The organism is Saccharopolyspora sp. 6M (assembly GCF_020176775.1).
Classification (GTDB): Bacteria; Actinomycetota; Actinomycetes; order Mycobacteriales; family Pseudonocardiaceae; genus Saccharopolyspora_C; species Saccharopolyspora_C gregorii.
This window is the reverse complement of the sequence record NZ_JAIUJZ010000184.1, coordinates 4,699-23,847: the sequence shown is the minus strand read 5'-3', so window position 1 is coordinate 23,847 and position 19,149 is coordinate 4,699. Positions and strand designations below refer to the sequence as shown.

The 19,149-nt window shown below is 72.2% G+C and carries 13 protein-coding genes, 1 tRNA gene and 1 pseudogene; 7 read left to right on the top strand and 8 right to left on the bottom strand.

The genetic code is table 11. The annotated features are described in order from the left end of the window. Positions 1-228 precede the first annotated feature (228 nt). Positions 229-3,135, bottom strand: coding sequence for a BTAD domain-containing putative transcriptional regulator (locus LCD31_RS22140; protein WP_224960841.1), 2,907 nt, complete (start codon positions 3,133-3,135; stop codon positions 229-231). Positions 3,136-3,511: 376 nt separating this feature from the next. Here LCD31_RS22140 and LCD31_RS22135 point away from each other — a divergent pair, with 376 nt between their 5' ends. After that, positions 3,512-4,564: an ADP-ribosylglycohydrolase family protein gene (locus LCD31_RS22135; RefSeq protein WP_224960839.1), complete on the top strand. Its 1,053-nt coding sequence runs from the start codon at positions 3,512-3,514 to the stop codon at positions 4,562-4,564. Here LCD31_RS22135 and LCD31_RS22130 read toward each other — a convergent pair whose 3' ends face one another. From LCD31_RS22130 to LCD31_RS22105, 6 genes are all read right to left on the bottom strand, one after another. Beyond that, the gene (locus LCD31_RS22130) at positions 4,565-5,437 is read right to left on the bottom strand and encodes an SAM-dependent methyltransferase (protein ID WP_224960837.1); all 873 of its coding nucleotides are present in this window, start codon (positions 5,435-5,437) and stop codon (positions 4,565-4,567) included. A 185-nt stretch (positions 5,438-5,622) separates the two neighbouring features. Beyond that, entirely contained in the window at positions 5,623-6,525 is a 903-nt protein-coding gene (gene thpD, locus LCD31_RS22125) for an ectoine hydroxylase (RefSeq protein WP_224960835.1), read from the bottom strand. A 256-nt stretch (positions 6,526-6,781) separates the two neighbouring features. Next, entirely contained in the window at positions 6,782-7,171 is a 390-nt protein-coding gene (locus tag LCD31_RS22120) for an ectoine synthase (RefSeq protein ID WP_224960833.1), read from the bottom strand. 93 nt (positions 7,172-7,264) lie between these two features. Further along, positions 7,265-8,512, bottom strand: a complete 1,248-nt coding sequence (gene ectB, locus LCD31_RS22115) for a diaminobutyrate--2-oxoglutarate transaminase (protein WP_224960831.1) — start codon at positions 8,510-8,512, stop codon at positions 7,265-7,267. Positions 8,513-8,677: 165 nt separating this feature from the next. After that, positions 8,678-9,280: a diaminobutyrate acetyltransferase gene (gene ectA, locus LCD31_RS22110; RefSeq protein WP_224960828.1), complete on the bottom strand. Its 603-nt coding sequence runs from the start codon at positions 9,278-9,280 to the stop codon at positions 8,678-8,680. 395 nt (positions 9,281-9,675) lie between these two features. Beyond that, the gene (locus LCD31_RS22105) at positions 9,676-10,404 is read right to left on the bottom strand and encodes a trypsin-like serine protease (protein ID WP_224960825.1); all 729 of its coding nucleotides are present in this window, start codon (positions 10,402-10,404) and stop codon (positions 9,676-9,678) included. A 209-nt stretch (positions 10,405-10,613) separates the two neighbouring features. On the opposite strand from LCD31_RS22105, the gene LCD31_RS22100 reads away from it, so the two are divergent. Continuing rightward, positions 10,614-11,420 carry a VOC family protein gene (locus LCD31_RS22100; protein WP_224960822.1) on the top strand — a complete coding sequence of 269 codons (807 nt, stop codon included), beginning with the start codon at positions 10,614-10,616 and terminating at the stop codon, positions 11,418-11,420. A gap of 410 nt (positions 11,421-11,830) precedes the next feature. Here LCD31_RS22100 and LCD31_RS22095 read toward each other — a convergent pair. Beyond that, positions 11,831-11,903 (bottom strand) — tRNA-Thr (locus tag LCD31_RS22095). Positions 11,904-12,123: 220 nt separating this feature from the next. On the opposite strand from LCD31_RS22095, the gene LCD31_RS22090 reads away from it, so the two are divergent. The 5 genes and pseudogenes from LCD31_RS22090 to LCD31_RS22070 form a co-directional block, all read left to right on the top strand. Beyond that, positions 12,124-13,647 carry a threonine/serine exporter ThrE family protein gene (locus LCD31_RS22090; protein ID WP_224960819.1) on the top strand — a complete coding sequence of 508 codons (1,524 nt, stop codon included), beginning with the start codon at positions 12,124-12,126 and terminating at the stop codon, positions 13,645-13,647. Positions 13,648-13,751: 104 nt separating this feature from the next. Further along, positions 13,752-15,182, top strand: a complete 1,431-nt coding sequence (locus tag LCD31_RS22085; RefSeq protein WP_224960816.1) for a trehalose-6-phosphate synthase — start codon at positions 13,752-13,754, stop codon at positions 15,180-15,182. Between the two features lie 142 nt (positions 15,183-15,324). Continuing rightward, the gene (otsB, locus tag LCD31_RS22080) at positions 15,325-17,877 is read left to right on the top strand and encodes a trehalose-phosphatase (RefSeq protein ID WP_224960813.1); all 2,553 of its coding nucleotides are present in this window, start codon (positions 15,325-15,327) and stop codon (positions 17,875-17,877) included. 202 nt (positions 17,878-18,079) lie between these two features. Next, entirely contained in the window at positions 18,080-18,682 is a 603-nt protein-coding gene (locus LCD31_RS22075; RefSeq protein WP_224960810.1) for a DUF4178 domain-containing protein, read from the top strand. An 11-nt stretch (positions 18,683-18,693) separates the two neighbouring features. Continuing rightward, positions 18,694-19,149: pseudogene (locus LCD31_RS22070) on the top strand (DUF4247 domain-containing protein); the annotation flags it as partial.

Below are 19,149 nucleotides of genomic sequence, written 5' to 3'. Positions count from 1 at the left end.
CCCCCACGCCCTCCCGGATCCCTCCGAGCACCCCGTTCCGGAGTGTCCGCCCCGACCCGCCCGCTCGCGCGGGCTCGGCCGGGACGGCCGGGCGGCAATCCCCCCTCGGATTTCCCCCAGTGCCGCCCGGTGCGGGTCTCAGCTGCTGCCGACCCGCACGCAAGACACTCTCGCAGCGGGCACTAGACACCCGCTAAACGTCGGCTAAACGTCCACGGCGGACGGCGCTCAGCCGTCGTCGAGCGAGGTCAACCGGGCCTTGGCCTGGGCGGCGCGCGGCGAGCCGCCGGTCTCGTAGATCGACAGCGCCGTCTCCCACCGGGTGCGGGCCACCGACCGGTCGCCGCGGGAGACCGCCACGTCGCCGAGGCCCAGGTAGGCCGAGGCCTGGTGCATCGCCGAGCCGCAGCGCTGCGCCACGTCGAGCGCCTCGTGGTGGTAGCCCTCGCCGTCGTCGAGCCTGCCCAGCTCGATGCTGACCTCACCGCAGTTGTTCAGCACCATGGCGAGCGTTTCGAGGTCGTCCGCCTCGCGGTACATCACCTCGGCTTCGAGCAGGTGCTCCAGCGCCTCGGCGAGCCGCCCGTTGGCCTGCTCGACCTGGGCGAGGTTGTTCAGCGCGCCCGCCTCGCGGTACCGGTCGCCGAGCGTGCGGTAAGCGCGCAGCGCGTCCCGGCAGTGCACCTGCGCCTCCGCGAAGCGCTTCATCCGGAACAGCACCGCACCCATGTTGACCTGGGCCATCGCCAGCCAGCCGGGGCTGCCGGTGGCGACGGCGCAGCGGTAGGAGTCCGCGTAGTGCGCGAGCGCCTCGTCGTGCTCGCCGGTGCGCGCGTAGGCGACGCCGAGGCCCGCGGGCATCAGCACCTGCCCGACCGGGTCCGCGGCGAGCCGCGCCGACTCCAGGCCCACCGTGTAGATCTGGATCCAGTCCTCCCACGGGCAGCGCACCACCAGGTAGTTGAACTGGCAGCGCACCAGCCGCCACGCGTACTCGTGCAGGCCGTGGGCGTGCGCGGCGCGCACCGCGGCGACCAGGTTGGGCCACTCCGAGTCGAACCAGGCCAGCGCCTCGGTCCGGTTCCGGATCTCGGGCTGCTCGATGGTCGAGTCGCCGGAGAGGTCGAGGTCGTCCCGCGCGGGCCGCAGGAAGCGCCGGGCGTGGTCGGCGACCACCAGGTAGTAGTGCAGCAGCCGGGTGAAGGCCTTCTCGTCGCGTTCCGCGAGGCCGGCGTGCTCCGGCCGCGCGTCGGGTCCGTCCGGGGCGGTGAGCAGTTCCCGCGCGTAGAGCCGCAGCAGGTCGTGCATGCCGAACCGGTCCGGTTCCGGCTCGGTGACCAGGTGCGCCAGCGCCAGCGCCCGCAGCCGCCGGTAGGCGGCGGGCGGATCGGTCTCGCAGACGGCGGCCACCGCGTGCGCGGTGAACGTGTGCCCCGGCACCAGACCGAGCCGCCGGAAGGTGGACGCGTGCACCGGGTGCAGGTTCCGGTAGGAGATGTCGAAGGCGCGGCGCACGCTGGTGTCGGCGTCGTCGATGTCCAGCGCGTGCAGCCGGTTGCCCTCGTCGGTGAGCTCCCGGACCAGGCTCGCGACACCGCGGGCGGGGTTGGCGGCGAGCCGCGCCGCGGCGATGCGCAACGCCAGCGGCAGCCCGCCGCACAGCTCGGCGAGCGCGCGGGTGGCTTCGGGTTCGGCGGCGGAGCCGTCGATGCCGCCCGCCCGGTCGAGCAGGGCGACGGCGGATTCGGTGGGCAGCGTCTCCAGCGGCAGCACCCGCGCGCCGCTGCGCACGACGAGCCCGTCGAGCCTGCGCCTGCTGGTGACCAGCACCAGGGAGCGGGAGCTGGAGGGCACCAGCGGCCGCACCTGCTCGGAGTCGCGGGCGTTGTCCAGCAGCACCAGCACCCGCCGGTCGGCGAGCAGCGACCGGTACAGCGCGGCCCGGTCGTCGAGGTCGACGGGGATCGCGTCGGCGGCGACGCCGAGCGTCTTGAGCATGCTGGTCAGCGCCTCACCCGGGGACAGCGGCGCCCGCTCGGAGTCGAAGCCGCGCAGCGAGGCGTAGAGCTGCCCGTCCGGGAAGGCGGTGGCGACGCGGTGGGCCCAGGTGATGGCGACGGCGCTCTTGCCGACGCCCGCGGTGCCGGTGAGCACGGCGAGCATCGTGGTGTCCCCGCGGTCGCGTTCGATCATGCGGTCCAGCACGGCCATCTCGCGTTCGCGGCCGACGAATCCGGCGACGGCGGGCGGCAGCTCGGCGGGCACCGGGCCGACGGGGGCGACCTCCCGGTCGGCCTGCCGCTGGGTGCCGCTGAGCAGGGCTTCGTCGTCGCGCAGCAGCCGCTCGTAGAGGGTGCGCACTTCGGGGCCGGGGTCGATGCCGAGTTCGTGCGAGAGCCGTTCGCGCAGCGCGTGGTAGCGGGCCTGGGCCTCGGCGCGGTTGCCGGAGCGGTAGCCGGCGAGCATCAGCAGGTAGGTGAGGCGTTCCCGCAGCGGGTGCTGGTCGACGAGCGCGGACAGCTCGATGACGAGGCGGTGGTGCCTGCCGAGTTCGAGCTCGGAGGCGATGCGTTCTTCGAGGGCGAGCAACCGCAGCTCGTCGAGGTTGGTCCCGACGCTCTGGTGCAGCCGTTCGGCGGCGATGCCGGAGAGCACCGGTCCGCGCCACAGCTGCAGCGCTTCGGTGAGCAGCTCGGCGCGGGCCGCCGCGTCCTTGCCGTGCGCGTCGTTGATCAGCTTGCGGGCGCGGTGGGCGTCGACGCGTTCGGGGTCGATGCGCAGCAGGTAGCCGGGCGAGCGGGTGAGCACCTCGGGCCGCCCGGGGGCGTCCGGGTCGCCGTGGCCGTGCAGCAGCCGGCGGATCCGCGAGATGTAGCCGTGCACGATGGTCCGGGCGGTGGCGGGCGGTTCGTCGCCCCAGAGGGTGTCGATCAACCGGTCGATGGAGACCAGCTGGTTCGGTTCCATCAGCAGGCAGGCGAAGGCGCCGCGCACGGAGGCGGAGCCGAGCCGCAGCGGCTCGCCGTCCAGCCGCACCTCCAGCGGGCCGAGCACCCGGAAGGTGAACCCGGGCGGGCCGGAGCCGACGACCTGGTCGGAGCCCGTTCCGCCGGGCACGGCGCCCTGCCCCTGCATGCCCCTCGACACCTGCCGTTCGCTGCGTGTTCGATCCTCGCCAGTTTCGGTCACCCGGTCTCGCGGAGTCCACTCTCGGCGAAGCGGACACACGGTAGCGATCTCCGGGCCGGCGCCCGGCCGCACCTGGCCGGGCGTCACCCGATCGGCCCAACACGGTGACGTTCCCGGACGCCCGCCCGACGACCGCGCGGCTCACCCGCCGGTGCGCGAAAGTTGATCATTCATCCAACTCGGGCGCGGCGCGGGGTGCCGCACCGCACGCGGCGAAGATGCTCGCGGTGGGCGGATCGGCGCCGGGCCCGCGGTACCGCCCAGTAGAGTCGGCCCCTGATCGATCATCGTTCGAAGCGCCGCCCGAGAAGGAGCCCGCCGCGTGCCCACCCCGTCCACAGTGGTCGATCGCGCCGTGGGCTGCCTGCTCGGCGGGGCGCTCGGCGACGCGCTCGGCGCGCCCGTCGAGTTCCAGCAGCTCGACGGGATACGAGCCGAGCACGGCGAGCAGGGCATCACCGAGCCGCCCGCGCAGGCGCTGCTCGGCGACGCCACCCAGATGACGCTGTTCACTGGCGAGGGCTACCTCAGCGCGTGGACCCAGGGCAACAACGGCGGCCAGTGGCGTCCGGTGGAGACCGTCACCGCCGCCTACCGGCGGTGGCTGGTCACCCAGCAGGAGTCGAAGCCGCCACCCGGTGCGACCGGCCTGCTCGCCGAGGGCGAGCTGTACGCCAGCCGCGCCCCCGGACTCACCAGCCTGCGCGCCCTCGGCGAACCGGAGCTCGGCAGCCCCGACCGGCCGCGCAACAGTTCCAAGGGCTGCGGCGGCGTGGACCGCAGCTCCCCGATCGGCTTCGCCCCCAGCGCCACCATCGCCTACGGCCTCGGCTGCCGGCTCGCCGCGCTCACCCACGGCGGCGCGGGCGGCTGGGCGTCCGCGGGCACGCTGGCGCTGATCGTGCACCTGGTCGCCGTGCAGGGCAGGCGGCTGCCCGAAGCGGTGGACCAGGCCACCGGCCGCGTGCTGCGCGACGACGGCGAGACCGCCGGGCTGCTCGCGGAGGCCGCGACCCTGGCCCGGACGGGCGCCTCCGTCGCGCACGTGGAACGGCTCGGCCAGGGCTGGATCGGGCCGGAGGCGCTGGCCATCGGCGTGTACTGCGCGCTGGCGCTGCCCCGGCCGGAGCAGTTCCCGGCGGCGCTGCGCCTCGCGGCGAACCACTCCGGGCACAGCGACAGCACCGCGGCGATCACCGGAGCGCTGCTCGGGGCCCGGCACGGCACGGCGGCGCTGCCGCGGCCGTGGCTGTCCCGGCTGGAGCTGGCGGACGTGGTGGAGCGGATCGGCCACGACCTCGGCGCGTCCTGCGCGGGCGAGAAGTTCAACGAGCGCCGCTACCTGGGCCTGGACCCCCAGCTGGCCGCGCCCTGATCAGCGCTTGCGGGCGACGCCGGCGAGCATCCGGGACCGCTCCGGGTCGCCGGTGAACTCCTCGTGGCCGTCCGGGCGCCAGCTCGGCGCGTACACCAGTCCCGGCTCCAGCATCTCGAAGTCGCCGAAGAAGTCCTGGATCTCCGCGCTGGAGCGCAGCTGACCGGGATGGGTGGAGTGCTCGTAGGCCTCCACCAGCCGCTCGTTCGCCACCTGCTCCTGCTCGGTCGCGTCCGAGGTCGTCCAGTGCGACACGGCCAGCAGCGAGCCGGCGGGCAGCCGTTCCCGCAGCGCGGCGACCGACTCGTGCGGGTGTTCGGAGTCCTTCGAGAAGTGCAGCATCGAGACCATCAGCAGGCAGGTCGGCTCGTCGAGGTCGAACACCCCGGTGCGGGCCAGCAGCGGCCACAGCCCGTCCGGGTCGGCGATCGGGTCGGCGCGCAGCGCGTGGTGCCGCCGCGGGTCGCCCTCCCGGTCGAGGATGAGCCCGCCCAGGGACTGCACGACCGGGTCGTTGTCCACGTAGACGACCCGGGCCCGGTCCTCGTCGGCGCCGGGGGCCGATCTCCAGTGGAGCTCGGCGACCTCGTGCACGTTGCCCACGGTGGGCAGCCCGGAACCGATGTCGAGGAACTGCCGGAACCCGGCGTCGAGCGCGTGGCGCACCACCCGGTTCAGGAAGCGGCGGTTCTCGCGGGTGTAGGACTTGATGTCCGGGATGATGTCCACGACCCGCTGCCCGAAGGCGCGGTCGATCTCCCAGTTGTGCGCCCCGCCGAGGAACCAGTCGTAGACCCGCGCGGCGCTGGGCGTGGTGACGCTGTCCCGCATCTCCACGGGCACCGCTGCGATCGGGTGACGCAGTGTACTCATCCGCTCTCCTGGACCGCCCCGTTCACGGGTGACGTCGTCAACCGGCTCCACCTTTGCCCATTGGGATCAAGATTCCAACCCTTCTGGGGACTCAAGTGTGACGCCTGCTACGAGCGTGCCGGTCGCCCGGGTGGCTCGCACGCCGGACCGGTGCGCACGGGGCGCACCGGTCCGGGGAACCGCGGTCAGCGGGTGATGGGCGCGGTGTCCCGCGCCGCGACGAACCCCGGCCGCGGCCGCTCGGCCGCGAACGGCGCCACCGGTGCGTTGTGCACGCTGTTGAACACGATGAAGATGTTCGACCGCGGGAACGGCGTGATGTTGTTCCCGGACCCGTGCATCGTGTTCGAGTCGAACCACAGCGCCGAGCCCGCCGGACCGGTGAACTGCTCGATGCCGTGCTCGTAGCCGAGCCGGGTGATGTCGTCCTCGCCCGGCACCCCCACCTTCTGCTCCTTCAGCGAGGACTTGTAGTTGTCCCCCGGCGTGCGCCCCGCGCAGGACACGTAGGTGCGCTGCGCGCCGGGCATGACCATCAGCCCGCCGTTGAACGGGTAGTTGTCGGTCAGCGCCACCGACATGCTCACCGCGCGCGGCGCCGGAAGGCCGTCCTCGGCGTGCCAGGTTTCGAAATCGGAATGCCAGTAGAAACCGCTTCCCTTGAACCCGGGCATGTAGTTGATCCGGCTCTGGTGCACGTACACGTCGGATCCCAGGATCTGCCGCGCGCGGTCGAGAACCCGCGGATCCCGCACCAATCCCGCGATCAGTTCGCTGGTGCGGTGCACCTCGAACAGGGAACGCACCTGGCCGGAATCCTTCTCCACGACGGTGCGCTCGTCCGCGCGCACCTCCGGGTCCCTGGTGAGCCGGTCCAGCTCCTGCCAGTACTCCTGCACCTCGGCAGGGGACAGCAGGTCGGGCACCGTGTGGAACCCCTTCGCGTCGTGCGCGGCGAGGTCCTCGGCCGAGGCCGGGCCGCTGCGGACCCCGGGCCACACCACGGGGTCGGTGCGTTCGATGAACGCGGACTCGGTGCCTCGCCGAGTCGGGTAACGGTCCTGAGTCGTCACGTCCGCGACGGTCATCAGTTGCGCCTCCTTCGCGAATTACCGCCGGAGCGGCCGATTCCGCGCAGGAATCGGCCGCCATTTCTCGGTTCCTCGTTCGGTGGCAATTCCCCGGCTTCCCGGGGACGCGTCGCGCACCGCGGCAGGCAACCAGACGCTCCTCGGCTACCCGAGTCCCGCGGTCATTACGCATCCGGAATGCGGGCGAAGAAAAACCGCCCACGACCGCGGAGGCGGCTCGTGGGCGGTTCGAGGCGGGGAACCCGTCGGCGGATCAGTCCTCCACGATCAGCGGGTACACGCCGTTCTCGTCGTGGACCTCGCGACCGGTCACCGGCGGGTTGAACACGCAGACCGTGCGGATGTCGGTCTTCGGGCGGACCTGGTGCTTGTCGTGCTCGTTGAGCATGTACAGCGTGCCCGGCTTGAGCTGGAAGACCTCACCGGTCGACTTGTTCTCCAGCTCGCCCTCGCCCTCGTACACGAAGACGGCTTCGATGTGGTTGGCGTACCAGAAGTCGTTCACGGTTCCGGCGTAGAGGGTCGTCTCGTGCACCGAGAAACCGACCTTCTCCCGCGCCAGCACGATGCGCTTGCTGCGCCAGTTCTCGGTCTGGATGTCGTCGTCGGTGTTCTCGACCTCGTCGAGCCTGCGAACGAACACAATGCCCTCCTTCGGGGTGCCGGGGATACCGGTGGTGCCGAACGAGACGGCCGGCCCGGGATTGGGGCGGGCCGGCCGTCGCGTACGTCTTTGTCAGGCAAGCACAGCTTGCACGGAATCGACGATGATCTGAAGACCCTGCTCCAGCTCTTCATCCGACACGGTCAGCGGCGGCATGATCTTGATCACCTCGCTCTGCGGGCCGGAGGTCTCCAGGATCAACTTCCGGTCGAAGGCCGCCTTCGAGATCTTGCCCGCGATCTCCGGGTCCTCGAAGCCGAGGCCGCGCGCCAGGCCGCGGCCCTTCGCCACGCCGCCCTCGTACTTGTCGGCGATCTCGCCGATGACCTGGCCGACGCGCTCGCCCTTGGCGATGGTGCCGCGCTGGAGCTCGTCGTCGCTCCAGTACAGCTTCAGCGCCTCGGACGCCGTCACGAACGCGGGGTTGTTGCCGCGGAACGTGCCGTTGTGCTCGCCGGGCTCCCACACGTCGTGCTCGGACTTGATCAGCGTCAGCGCCAGCGGCAGGCCGTAGCCGCCGATGGACTTGGACAGGCAGACGATGTCCGGGGTGATGCCGGCCTCTTCGAAGCTGAAGAACGGACCGGTGCGCCCGCAGCCCATCTGCACGTCGTCGACGATGAGCAGCATGCCGTGCTTGTCGCACAGCTCGCGCAGGCCGCGCAGCCACTCCGGGCGGGACGAGTTGATGCCGCCCTCGCCCTGCAACGTCTCCACGATCACCGCGGCGGGCTCGTTGAGGCCGGAACCGCTGTCCTCCAGCAACCGCTCGAAGTACAGGAAGTCCGGGTACTGCCCGTCGAAGTAGTTGTCGTAGGGCATCGGCGTGGAGTGCACCAGCGGGATGCCCGCGCCGCCGCGCTTCATCGAGTTGCCGGTGACCGACAGCGAACCCAGCGTCATGCCGTGGAACGCGTTGGTGAAGCTGATGATCGACTCGCGGCCGGTGATCTTCCGGACCAGCTTCAGCGCGGACTCCACCGAGTTCGTGCCCGTCGGCCCGGGGAACTGGACCTTGTAGTCCAGCCCGCGCGGTTTCAGCAGCTTCTCGTCGATGGTCTCCAGGAACTCGCGCTTGGCGGCGGTGGCCTGGTCCAGGCCGTGCGTGACGCCGTCCCGCTCGATGTACTCGATCAGCTTGCGCTTGAGCAGGGGGTTGTTGTGCCCGTAGTTCAGCGCACCGGCGCCGGCGAAGAAGTCCAGGTAGGGCGTGCCGTCCTCGCCGTAGAGCCAGCTGCCGCCCGCCTTGTCGAACGTCGTCGGCCAGGTGCGGCTGTAACTGCGGACCTCGGATTCGAGGCTTGCGAAGATGTCGTTCACGATCCTCCGTTCGCGGCGGCCGGAGCGGCCACCGGCTGCAAGTCGGTCATGGTCCCCACCTGGAGACCTGCCGTCGGAACTCGTTCGTCCCTGCGGCGCGGCGCGGTCCGCGCCCGCGCGCCCCGCGTCCCCGGCTCCCACCGGGTCGGCGCGGCGCGCTCGCGGTCAGTCCGCCGGACGCGGTGCCGCGACGGCTTCGCCCGTCACGGCGCCGGGGGCCGCGAACGGGCCGATCCGGTAGAGGTCCTCGCCCAGGTGCGCGTCCGGGAACAGGTCGGCGCCGAACAGCTCGCTGCGGGCCAGCTCGGTACCGCGGTCCCTGGCCAGCGCGGAGAAGAGCTTGATCGAGGCGGTGTTGTCCGCGGTGATCGTCGTTTCCAGGTAGCGCACGCCTTCCGGCACCAGCCGGTCGACCAGGTGGCCGAGCAGCTGCCCCGCCACTCCGCGACCGCGCTGCGACGCGTCCACCGCCACCTGCCACACCATCAGCACGTCCGGGGCGTCCGGACGCCGGTAGCCGGTGACGAAGCCGACCACTTCGCCGCCGTCGCGCGCCACCGCGGTGGTGTGCGCGAAGTCCCGGCACCACAACAGGTACGCGTAGGACGAGTTCACATCGAGCACTCGCGAATCACGCGTGATCCGGTGGAGTGCGGGACCGTCCGCGACGACCGGAATGCCGATCTCGACCGGAGCGGAAGAACCGCTCCCCGCATTCCGTCCGCCATTCGGTCCGTCGCCGTTATGGCTGGGTTTGTCGCCGGTCATGCTTTGCCAACTTAACAGAACATCCGTAACGCGTCAGGTACTCAGCCGTTTCCTGACCGCACTACCAGGCGATACTCGATTTTCCACGTGATGAGCACGACAGGATTGTTGCGCCTCGCGTCAGCGCAGTGATAACGATCTATCACGCATACTGATCGAAAATGCGGACAGCGGACGTGACCTGCGTAAACGTCCGCCGGGACGGCACGTCCGGGCTCAGTGCGATTGCCCGCGGAGAATTTTCGCGGAGTTCACCGGAATTGCGATCTTCATCCCGGGCGGCCGGGACCGCGGGTGAGACCGCCCGCACCGCGCGCCACCGGAAACGCACGCGTCCGGGGCCGCCGTGGCGACCCCGGCCGCGATGCTGCCGGGTCTTGCTGGTGTCGCGGCGATCAGACGCCGGCGACCTCCTTGATCCAGTCCCGGTACTCGGTGATGTTGTTGTACGCGGTCGAGGTCGCGCGGTCGCTGGTGGAGGCCACGCCGACCTGCTTGCCGTTGGAGAACATCGGGCCGCCCGAGTCGCCACCGGCGGTGATGCCGTTGATGCGGTCCGCGCAGACCGCGGTGCCGCCGCGGTAGTCGGTGCAGGCGATGTCGGTGACCTTGACGTCGGCCACCTTCAGGTTGTCCGCCTGGCACTGGGCCTCGGGCTGGTCGGTGCAGGTGGCACCCCAGCCGTAGACCTGGACGGTGTCGCCGTTGTTCACGTCGCCGGTGGTGCCCAGCGGGGCGAACTCGACGTCCATCGGGCGGTCCACGTTGACCAGCGCGAGGTCGACGCTGTCGTGGATGTGCACGCCGCCGGCCTTGGCCTTGAACTCCTCGCCCTCGTGCTGGTTGAGGCTGCCCACGTGGAAGCTGACGGCGTCGCCGGCGCCTTCCACGCAGTGCTGGGCGGTGAGCACCCACTCCGGCGCGATGGCGGTGGCGGAACACGCCTCCTGACCGTCGTTGAACTGCCGAACCGCCCAGGGAGCGTCGGTGGCCTCTTCGCCGTCGATGATCATCGGCTGCATGTCGTTGGGGGCCGCCGCGGGGGCGGCCTGGGCGGGGACGGCGAAGGTGGCGGCGCCCGGGGTCACGCCGGCGACGCCGGTCAGCACTCGTGCCAGGGACACACTGATCTCCTCTGGGTAGCAGCGGCAACGCTGTGGGGACGGACAAGTCCCCCCATGACCTCACCCGTACGTGTAATGGGTCAACCAATTGGTCACTATTCGCCACCACATTCGCCGGTTGGGACCTGATCGAGATGCGCCGTTCGAACGACCCGCCCAACATTCGAGTGCCCACTATGGGCCTCGGTCGCACCAGGACGTCAAGGGTCGTGCGACCGCAGTCCGCGGAACGGGGGCCGCTGATGGAGATCACGTCGTACGCGCCGGGCACGCCCTGCTGGGTCGACCTCCACACCGCCGACCCCGGCACCACCGCGGAGTTCTACGCCGAACTGCTCGGCTGGACGGTGCAGGACACCGGGCCCGAGAGCGGCGGCTACCGGATCGCCCTGCGCGCGGGCGGGGCCGTCGCCGGCATCGGCCCGCAGTACGAACCGGCCCGCGGCCCGACGTTCTGGACCACCCACCTGTCCACCGACGACGTGGACGCCACCGCAGCGGCCTTCCAGCGGGCGGGCGGCCAGGTGCACGTCGCGCCGGTGGACGTGTTCGACGCGGGCCGGTTCGCCGTCGGCTCCGATCCCACCGGCGCCGCCGTCGCGCTGTGGCAGCCCCGCCGCCGGATCGGCTCCGCGCGGGTGAACGAGCCCGGTGCACCCTGCTGGCACGAGCTCGCCACCCGCGACCCGGAGCGCGCCGCCGAGTTCTACCGGGAGCTGTTCGGCTGGGAGGTCGTCCCGCAGCAGGTCGCGGGTACCGACTACCGGCTGCTGCGGCTCGGCGGCCGTGAGATCGCCGGCATGGTCCGGATCGGCGACGACTGGCCCGCCGAGGTGCCGCCGCACTGGCTCGCGTACTTCGCGGTCCCCGACGCCGACGTCGCCGTGCAGCAGGTGACCGCGCTCGGCGGCACCGTCCTCACCGGTCCGCTCGACATCGAACCCGGCCGGTTCGCCGTCGTCCACGACCCGGCCGGCGGCGTCTTCGGCATCATCGCCCTCCGCCCCGAGGCCTGAGCCGCCCGCTCACCCACCCGCCCCGGGGCCCTCCGGGGCGCGCTCGCGCAGCCACGCCGCGGCCCGGCGCAGCCACCGCTGCGCCTGTCGAATGCGGGTGATCCCGCGCTCTGATCCGCTGCCGAGGCTTCCGGCCGCGACCCGGCGCCGCGGTCCGCGGCGCGTGGCGGAACCCGGACCAGGTGCTGGTCATCCCGCTCCCCTAGCGGCACCGATCCGTCGCCCGGTCGGGTAGTACAGATCCGGGCCGCGATCACCGATCATCAAAGGGCGAATCCATCGGGTCGTGCCCGGTCGCACCGGTCGGCCCCGCCGAACCCGATGCCGCGGGCGCCCCGTCCGGAGTCGCCGGGGACGGCGCACCCGCGATGCCCCCGCGCCGGACGCCGCTCCTCGACCGCGCCGCACGGAGCCGCTGAGGGGACTCGAACCCCTGACCGTCCGCTTACAAGGCGGGTGCTCTACCAACTGAGCTACAGCGGCGGGGGCGGCCGCGCCGTGCGCGCACATCGTAATCGGCCGTGGTCGTCGGCGGAGAAGCGGCCGGACCGGCGGCCCCTCGCCCGCGGGCGCGCGGGTCGGGTGTCAGGCTCGTGATGGAGGACACGAACCGGAGGTGCAACGGCCGCGGCGTGCGGGCCGATGGCCGAGGGGACGATCAACGCGGTCACCCAGAGGTGACGAGCAGGAAGGTAGGTCTGCGGTGGGAATCACGCAGCGCGCCCGTGGTGTGCTGCGGCGGCGCGACCCGGCCGAGCCGGTGGGGACACGCAACGCCGTTTACGGGCCGGCACTGCCCGAGGAATCAACGGTCCACCTGGTGATGGACCTGGGGCTGCGCATCGGCGAGGTCCAGATGGCCAGCGGTGCGGGCGCTTCCGACGTCACCGCGACGATCATCGGTGTGGTCAGCGCCTACGGCCTGCCGCACTGCGAGGTCGACGTGATCTACACGTCGATCACCGTCTCCTGCTACCGGGGCACCGAGGAGGTGCCCATCACCTCGCTGCGCGTGGTGCGCAACCGGTCCATCGACTACACGCGGCTCGCCGACGTGGAGGACCTGGTCCGCAAGATCACCGCCGGTGAGCTGTCCGCGTCGGACGCCTACTCGGAACTGGACAAGATCACCTCGGCGCCGCACCCCTTCCCGCGCTGGGTGGCGACCCTCGCGTGGGCGGGCATGGCGGCCTCGCTGTCGGTGCTGCTCGGCGGCGGCGACCCGCTGCTGGCCGTGGTGGCGGCGGTGGCGACGGCGCTGGTGGACCGGATCGGGCGGTTCCTGAACAAGCGGGCGCTGCCGTTCTTCTTCCAGCAGGCGGTCGGCGGGGTGATCGCGACGAGCATCGCGCTGGCCTGTTCGATGCTGCGGATCCTCCCGACGCCCGCGCTGGCGGTCGCGGCGAGCATCATCGTGCTGCTGTCCGGGATGACGGTGGTCGGCTCGATGCAGGACGCGATCACCGGGTACAACGTGACCGCCGCAGGCCGGATCGCGGAGCTCGCGCTGATGTCGGCCGGGCTGATCGCCGGTGTGGTGCTCTCGCTCTACGTCGGGGTGCAGGTCTTCGACCAGCTCGGCGGGGACACCGCGGAACTGCTGCAGAAGGTGGGCACCGCGCGGATCGAGTCGACGACGGCGCTGGACCTCCCGGTGCAGGCGCTCGCGGGTGCCTCCACCTCGGCCTGCTTCGCGCTGGCCAGCTACGCCCCGCCCCGGCCGCTGGTCATCGCCGGGCTCGGCGGGGCGGTCGCCGCGGGCGTGTCGGGCACGCTGACGAACGTGGTGGGGTTGAACGCGGTGCTCGCGGGCGCCGTCGCCACGACCGTCGTCGGCGTCGCGGGCGGCGTGGTGACCCGGCGGCTGCGGATCCCGGCGCTGGTGATCGCGGTGTCCGGCGTGGCGCCGTTGCTGCCCGGGCTGGCGACCTACCGCGGCCTGTACGAGATCGCGGTGGTCCGGGACCCGGCGGGCATGTCGACGCTGATGCTGGCGGCCGCGACCGGGCTGGCGCTGGGCGCCGGGGTGGTGCTGGGCGAGTACCTGGCGCAGCCGGTGCGCACCCGGCTCGGCAGGCTGGAGCGCAGGCTCTCGGGCCCGCGCCTGTCCGGGCCGCTGCGGCCCACCCGGCGCCGCCGGAGTGAGCAAGACCTCGGGGGCGTTGGCCCACACGAACGACGCGGGCGGTGGACTGATTGGCTAGCCTCGCCTGCGGGTAGTGAGTGATCCGGGACGGTCCGCGACAGCGGCCCAGCCGCTGGAGAGCACGATGCCGCCGGCGCAGCCCATCCCGTCCGAGACAGCAGCGGTCTCCCGAGGAGGCAACACCGGTGAGTAGGGCCAGCACGCCCGCCCGTGCGGATTTCGTCGTCGTCGCCAACAGGCTTCCCGTCGATCTGGAGAAGCTCCCGGACGGCACCGAGCGCTGGAAGCACAGCCCCGGCGGCCTGGTGACCGCGCTGGAGCCGTTCCTGCGCGCCCGCCGCGGCGCCTGGGTCGGCTGGCCGGGGGTCGCCGACGTCGACGTCGAACCGTTCACCGACGAGGACATGCACCTGCACCCGGTGCGGCTGTCCTCCGACGAGTTCCAGGACTACTACGAGGGCTTCTCGAACGCGACGCTGTGGCCGCTGTACCACGACGTGGTGGTCCCGCCGGTGTTCGACCGCTCCTGGTGGGACGCGTTCCGGCGGGTGAACCGCCGGTTCGCCGAGGCCGCGGCCGAGGTCAGCGCGGAGGGCGCGACCGTGTGGGTGCAGGACTACCAGCTGCAGCTGGTGCCCGCGATGCTGCGGGAGCTGCGGCCGGACCTGCGCATCGGCTTCTTCCTGCACATCCCGTTCCCGCCGGTGGAGCTGTTCATGCAGCTGCCGTGGCGCACCGAGATCGTGCGCGGGCTGCTCGGCGCGGACCTCGTCGGCTTCCACCGCCCGGGCGGCGCGCAGAACTTCCTGTGGCTGGCGCGGCGGCTCGCCGGGTTCGAGCCGAGCCGCGGCCAGGTCGGCGTGCGGTCCCGGCCGGGCGTGGTGCAGGTCGGGGACCGCGCGGTGCGGGTCGGTGCGTTCCCCATCTCGATCGCCTCCTCGGAGCTGGACCAGATGGCGCGCAGCAAGGAGATCCAGCAGCGCGCCAAGGAGATCCGCGCCGAGCTGGGCAATCCGCGCCGCATCATGCTCGGCGTCGACCGGCTGGACTACACCAAGGGCATCGACGTGCGGCTGCACGCGATGCACGAGCTGCTCGCCGACGGCCAGATCCGCGCCGAGGACGTGGCGATGATCCAGATCGCCACGCCCAGCCGGGAGCGCGTCGAGCACTACAAGCAGATGCGCGAGGGCATCGAGCGCGAAGTCGGCCGGATCAACGGCGAGTTCGGCCGCGTGGGTCACCCGGCAGTGCACTATTTGCACACGTCGGTGGACAAGAAGGACCTGGTGGCGTTCTACTGCGCGGCCGACGTCATGGTGGTCACGCCGGTCCGCGACGGCATGAACCTGGTGTGCAAGGAGTACGTCGCCTGCAGGCACGACCTGGGCGGCACGCTCGTGCTCAGCGAGTTCGCCGGAGCGGCCGCGGAACTCACCAGCGCTTTCCTCGTCAACCCGCACAACTTGGACGGTGTGAAGGAGGCGTTGCTGTCCGCCCTCGACATCGAGCAGGCCGACGGCCGCCGTAGGATGCGAGCATTGCGTAGGCAGGTGCTCACGCACGACGTCGACCGCTGGGCCCGTTCGTTCCTCGAAGCGCTCGGGACCCCCTGAAAGACCCGCTCGACGTCCGGAGCCGCCGCGCGAGGTAACTGATCGACCACCGGCGGACGTGCGGCGGGAACCGGCAGCGGACCCGACCGGCACGTCCGGCACCGAATCGATCATGCAGACCCATCCGACCGCCCAGAGGAGTATGGCGTTGACCGCCGAAGCTCTCCCCGCCGAGCTGCGCCGCACGATCGTCCAGCTCGCGCGCACCCCTCGACTGCTGGTCGCCTGCGACTACGACGGCACTCTCGCCCCGATCGTGGCCGACCCGAACGCGGCCAAGCCGCTCCCCGAATCGGTGCACGCCCTGCGTTCGCTGGCGTCCCTGCCGGCCACGACCACCGCGGTGATCTCCGGCCGGGCGCTGCGCGACCTGGCCACCCTGTCCCGCCTCCCCTCCGAGGTCCACCTCGTCGGCAGCCACGGCTCCGAGTTCGACGTGGGCTTCGTGCACGAGCTCGAACCGCAGGCCACCGAACTGCGCACCCGGCTGCAGCGCGGCCTGCAGGAGATCGTCGCCGGCCAGCAGGGCGTCACCCTGGAGGCGAAGCCGGCCAGCGTCGCGGTGCACGTGCGCCGCGCCGAGGACGACGTCGCCGAGCGCGTGCTCGACCAGGTCCGCTCCGGCCCGGCCACCTGGGACGGCGTCCAGGTCACCGAGGGCAAGGCCGTGATCGAGCTGGCCGTGGTGCAGACCGACAAGGGCAACGCCCTCGACGCGCTGCGCCACCAGGTCGCCGCCACCGCCGCGATCTTCCTCGGCGACGACGTCACCGACGAGAAGGCGTTCGCCCGGCTGCACGGACCCGACCTCGGGCTCAAGGTCGGCGAGGGCGACACGCTCGCCGAGTTCCGCGTCGCCGACACCACCCAGGTCGCGACCGCGCTCGCGTTCCTGATGGAGGAGCGGCGCACCTGGCTCTACGGCGAGCAGGCCCCGCCGATCGAGCGGCTGACCATGCTGTCCAACGAGCGCACCGTCGCCCTGCTCACCCCGGACGCGCGACTGACCTGGATGTGCCACCCGGGCCCCGACTCGGCGGCCGTGTTCGCCGACCTGCTCGGCGGCCCCGGCGCCGGCCACTTCTCCGTCCGCCCGCACGGCGGCAACGGCGCGCCGCGCAGCCCGCTGCCGCTGGGCCAGCGCTACGTGCCGGGCACCATGACGGTCGAGACCCGCTGGTCGCGGCTGCTGGTCACCGATTACCTGGAGCACGGGGTCGACGCGCACCGCACCGACCTCATCCGGGTGATCACCGGCGAGACGACGGCGAGCATCGAGTTCGCGCCCCGCCCCGAGTTCGGCCAGGTCCCGGTGCGGCTCGTCCCCGAAGCCGGCGGGCTGCGGGTGATGGGCACCTCGGAGCCGATGGTGCTGCACTCCCCCGGCGTCCAGTGGGAGATCACCTCCGACGGGATGCACGAGTCGGCGCGGGCCGTGGTGGCCGCCTCCGAAGAGACCCCGATCGTGCTGGAGCTGCGCTGCGGCACCGAGGACCTGGCGCCGTCCGAGCGCACCGAGCGGCAGCGCCGCGCCGCCGCCGACGTGTACTGGTCGGAGTGGCTGGAGACGCTGACGCTGCCCGCCGTGGAGACCGACCTGGTGGGCCGGTCCGCGCTGACGCTGCGCGGCCTGTGCAACACCGACACCGGCGGGATCATGGCGGCGGCGACGACCTCGCTGCCGGAGGAGATCGGCGGCGTCCGCAACTGGGACTACCGCTACTGCTGGCTGCGGGACGGCTCGATGACCGCGCAGGCCCTGGTCACGCTGGGCTCCACCGCCGAGGCGGAGGGCTTCCTCGACTGGCTGCACCGCGTGCTGGAGACGCTGCCCGGGCCGGAGCGGCTGCACCCGCTCTACAGCCTGCAGGGCACCAGCCTCGGGCCGGAAGCCGTGATCGACAGCCTGCCCGGCTACGCCGGTTCGCGGCCGGTGCGCGTCGGCAACCTCGCCGACCAGCAGGTCCAGCTGGACGTGTTCGGCCCGGTCGTGGAGCTCGTCTGGCACCTCGCCGAGGTGACCGGTGAGGTCCGGGACCGCGACTGGCAGCTGGTGAAGGCGATGGCCGAGGCCGTCTCGCACCGCTGGTTCGAACCGGACCACGGCATCTGGGAGGAGCGCGACCAGCCGCGCCACCACGTGTACTCGAAGGTCATGTGCTGGGTGACGCTGGACCGCGCGCTGAAGATCGCCGAGCGGTACGGCCGCGAGGTGGAACCCACCTGGGGCCCGCTGCGCGACCAGATCTCGCAGGACGTCATCAAGAACGGCTGGCAGCCGGACGTGCAGGCGTTCACCACCGCTTACGAGGGCTCCGACCTGGACGCGGCCTCGCTGCACGTGGGCCTGTCCGGGCTGATCGACCCGTCGGACGAGCGGTTCCGCGCGACGGTGAACGCGATCGAGTCCGAGCTGCGCAGCGGTTCCACTGTGTACCGCTACCGCCGGGACGACGGGCTGCCGGGCGACGAGGGCGGCTTCCACCTGTGCGCGGCCTGGCTGATCGAGGCGTACCTGCTGATCGGCCGCCGCACCGAGGCCGAGGAGCTGTTCCAGCAGATCGTGGACACCGCCGGGCCGACCGGGCTGCTCGCCGAGGAGTACGACCCGATCGCGGAGCGCTCGCTGGGCAACCACCCGCAGGCGTACTCCCACCTGGGTCTGATCCGCTGCGCGCAGCTGCTGTCCCGCTGACACCGCGCCGGCCGCACGACCGCGCCGAACGGGCCGTTCACCCCACCGGGTGGGCGGCCCGTTCCGCGTTCCGCGGGGCCGCGCGCTGCGGAGTTCGATCACGATTCTCGGCGAAACCGCCGTTCGGGTCGAACTCGGCCGTTACGCTCCGCCGCAAGAGGCCGCACTCGCGCGGTGACGCGCGGACATCTGGGGGACCCACGTGACCGGACTGACGATCGCGATCGTGCTCATCGGCGTCGCCGTCGCGGTGTCGAGCATGGTGCTGCTGTACCGCCGCACCCGGCCCGCGCCGCAGGCGGCGACCGGACCGACCGACCCGTTCCACACCGGCGACGAGGACTCGCTGCGCGGCGATCCGCGGCGGCTCAAGGCCGGCGACATCGTGGAGGTCCGGGGGCTGAGCTACACGGTGCGCGGCTCGCTGCGGCTCACCGAAGGCGGCTGGGGCTGGGCCGAGCACCTGCTCGACGACGCGAAGGGCACCCAGGTGTGGCTCGGCGTCGAAGAGGACCCCGACCTGGAGCTGACGCTGTGGACGCCGGTCGACGAGGCCGGTGAACCCGGCGGGAAGCACGTCGAGTTCGGCGGCCGCCGGTACGCGCGCGAGGAATCCGGCTCGGCGACGTTCCGCAGCGAGGCCACCACCGGCCTCGACGCGCAGGGCACCGTCCGCTACCAGGACTACGCGGCCGAGGACGGCGCGCTGCTGGGCTTCGAGTCCTACGGCGACTCCGGCTGGGAGGCCAGCACCGGCGAACGGCTCGGCCGGTACGACGTGCGCATCTACCCGACCGCGGACTGAGGCGCTCGGCCGTGGGACGAGGGATCTGGATCGCGCTGGCGTGCGTCGGCGTCGTCGTGGCGCTGATCGTCGCGGTCCTCGCGGTGTTCAGCGGCGGCTCCGGGCCGCGCGGCTACGTGCCCGCGCACTACCAGCGCGCCCCCGCGCTGGACATCGGCGGCTCGCGCGACGACGAGGCCTACACCAGCACGAAACCGGTGCCGGTGGTGGCGCGGGAGATCACCTCCCGGCGCAGGCCGCAGTCGCAGCACACCGACGCCAGCGGGGTCTACCTGCGCTACTCCGACGACGCGGTGGTCATCCAGCCGCGCGGCACCGGATCGGTGATCCACCTGATGGACGCCGACCGCGCCTACCGGCACTACCACTCGCACCTCGGCGGGGTGTGGGGCTGGGGCGGCCCGGGCACCCCTTCCCGCCCGGGGCGCCCCGGCCGGGGGCCCGCCGGGGGGCGCGCCGGGGAGCAG